The sequence below is a fragment of the Nioella sediminis genome, assembly GCF_001879695.1.
Lineage (GTDB): Bacteria > Pseudomonadota > Alphaproteobacteria > Rhodobacterales > Rhodobacteraceae > Nioella > Nioella sediminis.
The window spans coordinates 19,813-31,726 of sequence record NZ_MNBL01000120.1 but is presented as its reverse complement, the minus strand read 5'-3'; the positions used below and the strand labels follow the sequence as shown (position 1 = coordinate 31,726).

General features: G+C 65.3%; 10 protein-coding genes. 6 read left to right on the top strand and 4 right to left on the bottom strand.

The genetic code is table 11. The features are described from left to right. Positions 1-28 precede the first annotated feature (28 nt). From BKY26_RS15130 to BKY26_RS15115, 4 genes are all read right to left on the bottom strand, one after another. Positions 29-604 carry a hypothetical protein gene (locus BKY26_RS15130; RefSeq protein ID WP_071691228.1) on the bottom strand — a complete coding sequence of 192 codons (576 nt, stop codon included), beginning with the start codon at positions 602-604 and terminating at the stop codon, positions 29-31. 63 nt (positions 605-667) lie between these two features. Further along, positions 668-1,657, bottom strand: coding sequence for a P1 family peptidase (locus tag BKY26_RS15125; RefSeq protein WP_071691227.1), 990 nt, complete (start codon positions 1,655-1,657; stop codon positions 668-670). Then, positions 1,657-2,397 carry an SDR family oxidoreductase gene (locus tag BKY26_RS15120; RefSeq protein ID WP_071691226.1) on the bottom strand — a complete coding sequence of 247 codons (741 nt, stop codon included), beginning with the start codon at positions 2,395-2,397 and terminating at the stop codon, positions 1,657-1,659. Before BKY26_RS15120 ends, BKY26_RS15125 begins: the two co-directional genes overlap by 1 nt. Positions 2,398-2,458: 61 nt before the next feature. Further along, a complete protein-coding gene (locus tag BKY26_RS15115; RefSeq protein WP_071691225.1) occupies positions 2,459-3,229 on the bottom strand; it encodes a helix-turn-helix transcriptional regulator in 771 nt (256 codons plus the stop codon). A 72-nt stretch (positions 3,230-3,301) separates the two neighbouring features. Here BKY26_RS15115 and BKY26_RS15110 point away from each other — a divergent pair, with 72 nt between their 5' ends. The 6 genes from BKY26_RS15110 (at position 3,302) to secE (ending at position 11,905) form a co-directional block, all read left to right on the top strand. Next, on the top strand, positions 3,302-6,493 hold the full coding sequence (locus BKY26_RS15110) for a reductive dehalogenase (RefSeq protein WP_071691224.1): 3,192 nt from the start codon (positions 3,302-3,304) through the stop codon (positions 6,491-6,493). 248 nt (positions 6,494-6,741) lie between these two features. Continuing rightward, positions 6,742-7,986: a lytic murein transglycosylase gene (locus BKY26_RS15105; RefSeq protein ID WP_071691229.1), complete on the top strand. Its 1,245-nt coding sequence runs from the start codon at positions 6,742-6,744 to the stop codon at positions 7,984-7,986. Positions 7,987-8,081: 95 nt separating this feature from the next. Beyond that, entirely contained in the window at positions 8,082-9,269 is a 1,188-nt protein-coding gene (locus BKY26_RS15100; protein ID WP_071691223.1) for a glycine C-acetyltransferase, read from the top strand. 13 nt (positions 9,270-9,282) lie between these two features. Further along, positions 9,283-10,308: an L-threonine 3-dehydrogenase gene (gene tdh / locus BKY26_RS15095; RefSeq protein WP_211268001.1), complete on the top strand. Its 1,026-nt coding sequence runs from the start codon at positions 9,283-9,285 to the stop codon at positions 10,306-10,308. A gap of 16 nt (positions 10,309-10,324) precedes the next feature. Then, the gene (locus tag BKY26_RS15090) at positions 10,325-11,326 is read left to right on the top strand and encodes a succinylglutamate desuccinylase/aspartoacylase family protein (RefSeq protein WP_071691221.1); all 1,002 of its coding nucleotides are present in this window, start codon (positions 10,325-10,327) and stop codon (positions 11,324-11,326) included. 384 nt (positions 11,327-11,710) lie between these two features. Beyond that, on the top strand, positions 11,711-11,905 hold the full coding sequence (gene secE, locus BKY26_RS15085) for a preprotein translocase subunit SecE (protein ID WP_071691220.1): 195 nt from the start codon (positions 11,711-11,713) through the stop codon (positions 11,903-11,905). The last annotated feature ends 9 nt before the right edge of the window (positions 11,906-11,914 follow it).

The window sequence follows — 11,914 nt, the reverse complement described above, 5'->3', positions numbered from 1 at the left end:
ACCCGCCGGGTCGTGCCACGGTTCGGGATTACATCCCGAACATCATCATCTCGCGGAAGTCCATCTGTTCAAGGTGCTGGACCATCACGTCCTCGTCGCCATCCTCGGCCTGCACAAGGATCCGGTTGCCGATCAGCGCCGACAGATCCCCATCCTGGTTGAGGAAGCTCTGCCGGTTGATCCGCACGATCGGCCCCATGGCGGCCATCATCTGGGCGTTCCCCAGCATCGCACCCATAGAGGTGACCATCGGATTGTCCGCCATCAGAGTGATCGTAAAGCAAGCCCCCGGCCCGCAATATTCGCCACGCGCAATGGTGCCACCGCCGATAAAGCCCATGCCCTGGGCCGCATCCTCGTCAATGGTCATCGTCCAGCCATCGAGCGCCGCAGGCAGGAAGCCCTGCAACCCTTCGGCGACCAGCCCGTTCAGCAGTTGCTGTGCATAGGCCAGTTCCTCCAGTGCATATTGGATGTCGCCGGCACCATAAGCGTCCATGGCGGATTGCAGCGTGGCCATGACCTCATCCTCGTGCGAGTCCGCGAGGGCGGGCAGGGGGGATACGGCCAGTGTTACGGCGGCTGCGATTGCTGTCAGTCGCATGTGAAATCTCCGTGATCAATACAATGCGCGCAGCTTAGCGCGCCGCACCGGATTCACCAAGTCTCAGTCAAACGTCAACTGCCACGTCGGCAGCGGGTCGCCAGCTGCGGGGGTCGCTTCATAGACGCCTCGGGCAATGGCGCGCGACAGGCACAACGCAGCTGCATGTCCCAGATGCAAGGCGTCCCAGACCGGGTCAGCGAGCGGCCTTTCCCCCGTTGCAGCGGCAAAGACGAGATCCCCGTCCATCGGCGTGTGGCTGGGATAGATCGCCCTCGCCATGCCATCATGGGCGGCGGTTGCCATGCGGGTGGCCTGCGCCTGTGTTAGCGCGGCGTCGGTGGCAACGATGGCAATCGTCGTGGCCTGCCCCGGTCCGCCCTTGTGGCGCGGGGCTTGGCTGGCGTCAAAGCCGGGGGCAGTTCCGCGCCCGCCGTACTCTTCCCTCATCTCGTAAGGCGCGGCCCAGAAATGCCCGCTGTCTCCGACGGTCACCTGACCGAGCGCATTCACCACCACGAGCGCCCCGACCGTATGGCCCGAGGGCAGAACGACGGAAGCCGACCCAAGCCCGCCCTTCAGGTCCGCAATGATCGCCCCCGTCCCGGCCCCGGCGGTGCCAAGAGAGAATGTCTCTCCGGCAGCCTCCGCCGCCTCGGCCCCGAGCCGTTTGTAGGGGTTCTCGCGCCAATCCTTGTCGCCCCCGTTGATCAGGTCGAACACGATGGCCCCCGGCACAATCGGCACAAGCTGATCGCCCACGGCAAACCCGCGTCCCTGACCCCGCAGCCAATCCGCCGCGCCCGACGCCGCATCCAGCCCGAAGGCCGAGCCGCCCGACAGAACCAGCGCATCGACCTCCTGCACCGTCTTGTCGGGGGCCAGCAGGTCGGTTTCCCGCGTGCCGGGCGCGCCGCCCATCACATGCACGGCGGCGGTGAAGGGCCGGTCGGCCAGCAGCACGGTCGCGCCGGTCTTCACCCGGTGATCCTCGGCATTGCCCACCCGCAGGCCGGGCACATCGGTGATCAGGTTCAGGGGGCCTGGGCGCATCAGATGCAACGCCCCCCATCCACTTCCATCGCGACGCCGGTCACCATGCTGGCCTCATCCGAGGCGAAATAGAGCGTCGCGTTGGCGATGTCCTCGGGCGTCGAGAACCGGCCGATTGGAATGGTCGAGATGAACTTGGCCCGTATCTCCGGCGTGTCCTCCCCCATGAAGCTTTTCAGAAGCGGCGTTTCCCCCGCCACCGGATTGACCGCGTTCACCCGGATACCAAAGGGGGCCAGTTCCACCGCCATTGCCTTGGTCGCGGTGATCATCCAGCCCTTGGAGGCATTGTACCAGTTGAGGTTCGGGCGCGGGCTGACTCCGGCGGTCGAGGCGATGTTCACGATGGCCCCGGCGCCCGCATCCTTCATATGCGGCACGATTTCCCGCGCCGTCAGGTAGACCGATTTGGCATTCACTGCCAGCACGCGGTCGAACTCCTCCTCCGTCACCGTTTCCAGCGGTTTCGGCAAATGGGTGATGCCGGCATTGTTGACCAGAATGTCGATGCGGCCCCAGGCATCCAGCGCGGCGCGCGCCATTTCCCTGACGCTCTCGGAGCTGGAGACATCGGTGATCTGCGCGATGCCACCAATCTCCGCCGCGACGGATTCTGCCGCGTCGCCATTCAGGTCCACGACCATCACCTTCGCACCCTCCGCCGCGAAACGCCGCGCGATCCCCGCGCCAAAGCCTGATCCCGCGCCGGTCACGATGGCGGTCTTGCCTTCCAGTCTCATCACTCTCTCTCTCCGCTGTTTGGCCCGATGTTTCCACGAAACGGACGGGGCGGAAAGGGGCTTAGCTCCGGTTGGCCAGAACCAGTGCGGTCAACTGCGTTGCAGATCCGATCCCAAGCTTGCGCCAGGCCCGCTTGCGCAGGGTCCGAACCGAGTTCTCGGACACGCCAAGCGCCACGGCGGTTCCCGCCACCGAAACCCCGCGTGCGGCGTGGTCGCAAACCTCTGCCTCTCGCGTGCTTAGGGCCGTAAACGGGTCCACAGCCCTGTCCCGCAGCCCCGAGGCCGTGCTGTCAGATGTGCCGATCAGCCGATGCCTGAGCCCGATCAATTCATGGGCCAGCGGCAGGACCGTGTGCAGCCGGTCCATGTCCGTGGCGGTCAACCAGCCCGATTGCTCGCCCCGCAGATAGAACGACACGAACCCGCCCCGCCCCGTGCGAGAGGCGACCGAGACCCGCTCGATCACCCGATCACGGGCGTAGATCGGCGCGCGGGGGTCATCGGCGGGCGGGTGCCATCTGTCGATGACCAGCCCGCCCGGTGGGGCGCGGCGGATACGCTCGACGAAGTCGCGGCGCAGCGTGTCGTGCGAGGTGATGCGCCGCGCGTTCACGTTGAACCAATAGTCGCTCATCTGCCCCGACCAGACCGACAGGACCGGCTGCGGATTGCTCAGGTCTGGCACAAGGAAGGCCCCGAAATTGGCGATCTCGGCCTGGGTGCGGATATGGGCCAGCAGTGCCGCCCCGAACCCATCGGTTGGCACAGTGGCCACAAGTGCGGCGACGGGATCGCGGGGCAGGGGCGAGGTGGTCGGGCTGTCATTCATACGGGTGACAGATTAGGCGGTCCGGCATCGGCTAAGCAAGGGGTCTCAACTCACGGGACACCGGGGCCGCCAATGACCCGCATCTTCTCTGATCGCAACCGACCCGTCCATCTGGGGCCTTTCCCGCTGGAGCGGTTGTTGCGCAGGGACGAGGCGGATCTATCGGCGGTCCCGGCCATGCGCCCAGTGAGTTTCATGCGCCCCGATTCCCCCGAAAGCATCGTGAACGCGATGCGCGAATACCAGGCCATGCTGGACGCGATCCGTGACGGGTTGGTGAACCCCGTGCCCTCTGACATCCCTGCCGATCCAACGGAGCGGGCCAATCACCTCAAGGCCTTTGGCTATTTCAACGACGCCGCGATGGTGGGGATTTGCCGCCTGCCGGAAACCGCCCTGCTTGCTGACCCGATCCGCAACCCGGATATCGACCGGCTGGCCCATGACCTGAAAACCCGCCAGACCAAAACGCTGGCCTCTGGCATCGACATGATCATGGCCGATCTGAAAGACAGTATGGAGGCCCCGCCCACAACGATTCATGGGCACACGCACGCCATCGTCTATCTCTACGAAAACCCGCGCGCGCCGGAGGCGGGCGAAGAGGGTTGCGATTGGCTGGACGACGCGCTGGAGGCGCGGGCCTGTCTGCGCGCCAATGAAACCGCCAGTGTCATTGCGAACTACCTGCGGCTTCTGGGGTTCGCGGCCAAATCGCATTCGGGTGCAGCCAGCGATGTGGACCTCAACAAGCTGACCGTGGCGGCGGGGCTGGCGCGGGTGGAGGGCAATGTGCTGACCGCCCCCTTCATCGGCAAGCGGTTCGGTGTCGCCGTGGTGACCTGCCAAATGGATTTGGCCTGTGACCGCCCGTTGGCCGACAGGCCGGGCACAGGTGGCGCGGCATGGCGGCTTGGCAAGGGTGTGCAGCGCTCCGCGCTCAACCGCAACCCCTATCACAAGCGCCGCTTCGTCGATGGCGGGCACCCGTTCGAAAAGCTCAAACGGGTTGACACCCCCACGACCTATATCGACGAGGCCCGCGTGGCCCGCGTTCCCAAACGCACCGATATGTTCGCCCGCGCCCAATTCGGCGACATGGGAAAGGCGCTGCAAGATGGTGCCAAGGGCGGTCACTACGTGCGCAAATCCGCCCCCTCGACCGCGCAACGTCGCGCGCTTGGGGCCTTCGTGCTGCTTCAGGATGGCGTGCCGAACCCGGATGGCCCCCGCCCGACCGATACCGCGCGCAATGCCGCGAATATCAAGGCGGCGAGCTATTTTCTGGGCGTCGATGCCGTTGGCCTGTCGCGCTGCCCGGATTGGGCGTGGTATTCCCATGACGCGTTAGGCGACCCCATCGACCCGCCCCACGATCAGGCGATCAGCATGATCATCGACCAGGGCTATGAAACGATGGAAGGCGCGTCCGGCGACGACTGGATTTCCGTCGCCCAATCCATGCGGGCCTATCTGCGGTTTTCGCTGCTCGGCGGTGTCATCGCGCAACAGATCCGCAACCTCGGCTACAAGGCCAAGGCCCATTCGGTGATGGATGGCGAGGTGCTGCAACCGCCCCTTCTGTTGCTGTCGGGACTGGGGGAGGTCAGTCGCATCGGTGAGGTCATCCTAAACCCCTATCTCGGTCCGCGCCTGAAATCGGGTGTGGTCACGACCGACATGCCGCTGGCCCATGACAGGCCGATTGATTTCGGCCTGCAACGGTTCTGCGAGAGCTGCAACAAATGCGCGCGCGAATGCCCCTCCGGTGCGATCACCGCCGGGCCGAAGCTGATGTTCAATGGCTACGAGATCTGGAAATCCGACAGCCAGAAATGCGCAACCTACCGGATCACCACCAAGGGCGGCGCGATGTGCGGGCGCTGCATGAAAACCTGCCCGTGGAACCTTGAGGGGCTGTTTCCCGAAAAACCCTTCCGATGGGCCGCGATGAATATGCCCAGGACTGCGCCGCTGCTGGCCCGGCTGGATGATGCCGCAGGCAATGGCGGGCTGAACGACGTCAAGAAATGGTGGTGGGATATCGAGCTGGAGGAGGACGGCGCGTATCGCCCCTCGCAGCACCCGCTCAATCGGCGCGATCTTCAGAAAGACCTGGACCTGAAATACGAGGACCAGACGCTCGCCGTCTACCCCGCGCCGCTGGCCCCACACCCCTGGCCCTACCCGTTCCCCATGGACCGGGAAAAGGGGATCGAGGCCTATCAGGCGATGGTGACCGCGCAGGAATACAAGCTGCGGCTGCAACAGGGAGAGACGGACCACCTGCACGAATACGCCGTTCCCGGCGACGCGCCCGTGATCCGGGTGGAGGTCACGAAGGCCGAAAAGATGACGCCCGACGTGACCAAGTACGAATTCCGCGCGCTGGACGGTGGCGATCTGCCCGAATGGACGGCGGGTGCGCATCTCGACATCGTCGTGGCACCGGAGTTTTTGCGGCAATACTCCATGTCTGGCGACCCTGCGGACCGGTCGGTCTATCAGATCGGGGTTCTGCGCGAGGATGCGGGGCGCGGTGGATCGAAGCTCATGCACCGGATCTTCACGCCGGGGCGCAAGATCTTCATCTCGAAACCCATCAACCATTTCGAACTGGATATGGGCGCGACCCGAACGCTTCTGATGGGCGGCGGGATCGGCATCACCCCGATGATCGCCTTTGCACATGAGCTGCACCGCCAGGGCCGGGATTTCGCGCTGCACTATTCCTGTTCGTCGCGGAGCGCGGCGGGTTATCTGGATGATCTGGCGGCGATGCCCTGGGCCGACCGGGTGCATCTGCATTTTTCCGACGAGGGCAGCCGCGCCGATCTGGATGCGCTGATGGCGGGTTACCGGCCCGGCTGGCATGTCTATACCTGCGGGCCGGATCGCTACATGAGCGCGGTGACGGAGACGGCTAAAAACGCGGGCTTCCCCGAGGAGGCGCGGCACCTGGAGTATTTCTCGGTCCCCGAGCAGCCGGAATATGAAAACCATCCCTTCGTTCTGCGTCTGAAGGACGGGCGGGAGCTGTCCGTTGCAGAGGACCAGACAGCAGCGCAGGTTTTGCAGGCGGCTGGCATTCCGGTGGATCTGAAATGCGATGACGGGATCTGCGGGGTCTGCAAATGCGGGGTTCTGTCGGGGCAGGTCGAGCACCGGGATTTCGTGCTGTCCAAGGCGCAGCGGGCCGGGGCGATGATCACCTGTCAGAGCCGGGCGGCCGAGCCGGGCGGTGTGATCGAGCTGGATCTCTGATACGGATCGGGGTTTCGCCGTGCCTTCGGCACGTCGATCCGCGCGGCCCGTGCCGGGCCGCGACGAACGCTCTTGCAAGAGCGTTCAGGGGGCGCTGCCCCCGTCGCCTTGCAGGCGACTCCCCCGAGGTATTTGGGCCAAGATGAAAGCAGGAGCTTGCCTGCATGCGGTCCAAGGCGCAGGCGGCAGTTGCGCCTGAGGACCAGAGCGGGCAGGCTGGTGGAACCCGTTTCATTGGAGCCGCGTTCATGCCTTTCCAGATTTCCCGCCGCGCCGTTTCCCTCGGACTGCCTGCCCTGCTGTTGACCGGATGCGTGACCGGCGGCGCGGGGTTGGTCAGCCGCGATGAATGGCGCAGCGTGCCGAATGCTGATTTTGATCAATGGTTGGCCGGGTTTCGTGTACGGGCGGTGGAGAACGGGATTTCTGAGGCCACCGTCACCCGCGCCTTTCGCGGCGTGGGCTATGTGCCGCTGGTGATCGAGCGCGACCGCAACCAGGCGGAGTTCAACCGCACGATGGAGGATTACCTCGCCATCGCCGCCTCGGAGGAGCGGATCAGCATGGGGCGCGCCAAGCTGCGTCAGCATGACCGTGTGTTGCAGGCGATCGAAGACCGTTTCGGGGTCGAGAAACACGTCATGTGCGCGGTCTGGGGGATGGAAAGCTTTTACGGCACGCGAGAGGGTGACGCACCCGTCATCGCGGCTTTGGCGACGCTGACCTTCGACGGGCGGCGCGGGCGGTTCTTTGGCAGCCAGCTGATGTCGGCGCTGCGCGCTTTGGATCGGGGCGATACGACCGTGGCGCAGATGCGCGGGTCCTGGGCCGGTGCCATGGGGCACACACAGATCATGCCGGAAGTGCTGGAGGATTACGGCGTCGATTTCGACGGCGACGGGCGGCGCGGGTGCTGGGACGATGATCCGACCGATGCGCTGGCGACCACGGCCAATTATCTGGCCCGGCATGGCTGGCAGCACGGCCAGCCATGGGCCGTCGAGGTGCAACTGCCCGAGGGGTTCGACGAGAGCCTCGCCGGGCGGACGCGCACCCGCTCCGTCGCCTCGTGGATGGGAATGGGCGTGCGCGACATGGACGGAAACCGCGTGCCCGACCATGGCGAGGCGGCGATCCTCTTGCAGATGGGCATCAACGGCCCTGCGCTGATGATCTTCCGCAACTTCACCGCGATCCGGCGCTATAACCCGGCCAATAACTACGTCATCGGCATCGGTCACCTGTCCGACCGGCTGGTTGGTGGCCCGCCCATTCGCGGCAGCTACCCGCCCGACGAAAACGGCCTGACCCGTGCTGGCCGGATCGAACTGCAGGAGCGGCTGACCGCCCAAGGCTTTGACACCGGCGGCAGCGACGGGGTGATCGGCCCCGCCAGCCGAAGCGCGATCCGCGCCTATGAACGCGCGCAAGGTTTGCCGGAAACCGGCGTCGCCACCGACGAATTGCTGGCCCGCCTGCGCCAAACCGGCTGATCGTCGCGGACAGGCTGTTGCATGACGCGGGCAGGGCGTGACAAGCCCTGTGCATCCGCAGGACAGTCGCCGCAACTTGGCAAAGGGAACAGCGCATGACCAAGGCTTTCATCGCCCATCTTTCGCAAGAGCTGGACGGCCTTCGTGAGGCCGGGCTTTTCAAGACCGAACGCGTCATCACCACGCCGCAGGCGGGCACCGTGGGGCTGGCCTCTGGCCGCGAGGTCATCAACCTCTGCGCCAATAATTATCTCGGCCTGTCCGATCATCCCGATCTGGTGGCGGCGGGCCACGATGCGCTCGACCGCTACGGCTACGGCATGTCCTCGGTGCGCTTCATCTGCGGCACGCAGGAGGAACACAAGGAGCTGGAGGCGCGGCTGTCGCGCTTCCTGGGGCACGAGGATACGATCCTCTATTCGTCGTGCTTTGACGCCAATGCGGGGCTCTTTGAAACGCTGCTTGGCCCCGAGGACGCGATCATTTCCGACGCGCTCAACCATGCCTCAATCATCGACGGGGTGCGCCTGTGCAAGGCCAAGCGTTTCCGCTACGCCAATTCCGACATGGCCGATCTTGAGGCGCAGTTGCAGGCCGCAGACGGCGCGCGGTTCAAGTTGATCGCGACGGACGGCGTCTTTTCCATGGACGGCTATATCGCGAAGCTGCCCGAGATCTGCGACCTCGCCGACAAATACGGCGCCATGGTCATGGTCGATGACAGCCACGCCGTGGGGTTCATCGGCGAAACAGGGCGCGGCACGCCGGAACATTGTGGCGTCGCCGACCGGGTCGACATCCTGACCGGCACGCTTGGCAAAGCGCTTGGCGGCGCCTCGGGCGGCTATACCAGCGGGCGGAAAGAGGTGGTGGAGTGGCTGCGCCAGCGCTCGCGCCCCTATCTCTTCTCCAACACGCTCGCCCCCGTCATCGCTGCCACCTCGCTCAAGGTGCTCGACATACTGGAAGCGTCCACGGACCGCCGCGACCGTTTGATGGAAAACGCCGCCCATTTCCGCGACCGGATGGGGGCGGCGGGCTTTGACCTTCTGCCCGGCGAACACCCGATCATCCCCGTCATGCTGCGCGACCCGAAACTGGCGCAGGACATGGCCGCGCGGCTCGATGCCAAAGGGGTTTACGTCGCCCCCTTCAGCTTCCCCGTGGTGCCGAAGGGGCAGGACCGCATCCGCACGCAGATGAGCGCCGCCCACAGCCGCGCGGAGCTCGACACCGCCATCGACGCCTTCATCGCCGTTGGCCGCGACATGGGGGTGATCTGACATGCGCAACGACATGAAGGCACTGGTCAAGGCACGCCCCGAACCGGGCCTGTGGATGAAACGCGTCCCGGTCCCCGAACCGGGGCCGCAGGACGTGCTGATCAAGGTCCGCAAGTCGGCCATCTGCGGCACCGACGTGCATATCTGGAAATGGGACGAGTTCAGCGCCAAGACCGTTCCCGTCCCCATGGTCGTGGGCCATGAATTCTGCGGCGAAATCGTCGACATGGGCAAGGCCGCCACGAAATACCAAATCGGCCAGCGCGTCTCGGGCGAAGGCCACATCACCTGCGGCACCTGCCGCAATTGCCGCGCGGGCCGGGGGCATCTCTGCCGCAACACCAAGGGGGTGGGCGTGCACCGCCCCGGCAGTTTCGCCGAATATCTCTGCATCCCGGAATCGAACGTGGTGCCGATCCCCGATGACATCCCCGACGAAATCGCAGCGATCTTCGACCCGTTCGGCAACGCGGTGCACACGGCGCTCAGCTTCGACCTGGTGGGCGAGGATGTGCTGGTCACCGGCGCCGGCCCCATCGGCATCATGGGCGCGCTCGTGGCCCAGAAGGTGGGCGCACGCAAGGTCGTCCTGACCGACATCGCCCCCTACCGGCTCGACCTTGCCCGCAGGCTTGGCGTACAGACGGTCGTCGATGTCTCCTCCGAACAGCTCAAGGACGTGATGGACCGGATCGGCATGACCGAGGGCTTCGACGTGGGCCTTGAGATGTCCGGCGCCGCTGCGGCCATGCGCCAGATGATCCACCGCATGAACAACGGCGGCAAGATCGCCCTTCTGGGCATCGCGCCAACGGAGTTCGCCGTCGACTGGAACGAGATCATCTTCAAGATGCTGACCGTGAAAGGCATCTACGGGCGCGAGATGTATGAAACCTGGTACAAGATGATCGCGCTGGTGCAGTCGGGGCTCGATCTGACCGGGCTGATCACGCACCGGATCGGGATCGATGATTTCGAGGACGGCTTCGCCGCGATGCTCTCTGGTCAGGCCGGAAAGGTTGTGATGGACTGGGGCTGACCGAAGGAGGCCCGAGATGACCGAAACGCTGATCACGTCCGAGGTGGACTACGAGGCCGAGGGCCGCCAGACCGGCTATCTCCGCGTGCCCCATTCCGTCACCCGCAGCGCCTACGGCTTCATTCCGGTCCCGGTCACGGTGCTGAAAAACGGCGAGGGTCCGACCATGGTGCTGATGGGCGGCACCCATGGCGATGAATATGAAGGCCAGATCGCGATTGACCGGCTGGCCAAGACCCTGCGGCCAGAGGACATCACCGGCCGCATCATCTGCCTGCCAATGCTGAACTTCCCCGCCGCCGACGCGGGCCTGCGCTGCTCCCCGGTGGATGAGGGCAACCTCAACCGCGCCTTCCCCGCCGATCCGCGCGGCACCCCGACCCAGTTGATCGCGCATTACGTCGAAGAGGTGCTGATGCCGCTGGCCGATTATGCCATCGACCTGCATTCCGGCGGCGCGTCTCTCTTCTATCCGCCGACCTTCATGCGTTGTCCCGGCTGGACCGAGGAAGAAGCCGCAACTCTGCGCAAGCTCCAGACCGCCTTCGATCTGCCTTACGCCTGGGTCTTCACCGGCGGAGGCGGGCCGAACAGCACCGCGCGCACCACGATGGGGGCGGCCGCGCGCAAGGGGGTCGTGACCGTGAACGCGGAGCTTGGCGGCGGCGGTGCGGTCACGCCCGAGATCCTGGCGCTGGCCGAGCGCGGGCTGAAACGTGTTCTGCACGCGGTCGGGATGCTGCCGGGATATGAACCGGACGCGCCGCGCGGCACGCGAGAGCTGCATATTCAGGGCCTGGTCCATGCCTATGAACGCGGCGTGTTCGAACCCCTGCTGGAAATCGGCGCCGAGCTTGACGTCGGGACAGTCCTTGCCAGGATTCACCACCCGGACGACCCAAAACGCGCCCCGACCGAGATCGTCTCGGGCTATGATGGGATAATCCTCGCCATGCGCGCTCTGGGCCGGGTGGAGCGGGGCGACGCCCTCTTCCAGATCGCGCGGGACGTGGCGTGACCGGATGGCGCCTGGGGTGACACGTATCTCTCTGGTCAGGTACCGAACGCCCGCTTTCATCTTGGCCCCAAATACCTCCGCCGGAGGCATCCCTCCCGCGCCACTGGACCGCCCGCACCCATCGTGCTCCTCCCTCACCACGCCTCCGTGGCAACGCGGACCGACGAGGCCTCCGGCGTCAGCCGGGGGTTGAGGAGGGCCGCTCCCGGGTCGACGCCGGCAGGCAGCGAAACTGCCTTTTCGTATGCACGGGGGGTGTACAGGGGGTGTACGGGGGGTGCACGCATGGCGACAGGCCATTTTGCCCCGCTTGCCCGCCTTGCGCCGCCGGTCCCCCTTGCGTATATACCCCCGGTCAGACGCACTCATCCGGATAAAGATTCCATGGCCACCAACCCGCTTCAGTTCCTGCAACAGACCCGTTCGGAGGTCTCCAAGGTCGTATGGCCGACGCGGCGCGAGGTGCTTGTGACCACTCTGATGGTCTTTGCCCTGGCTATTGTCGGTGCGATTTTCTTTTCCTTCGTGGACATCCTGATCCGGTGGGGTCTGGAACTGATCCTGACGATGGCTGGCTGACCAGAAGAA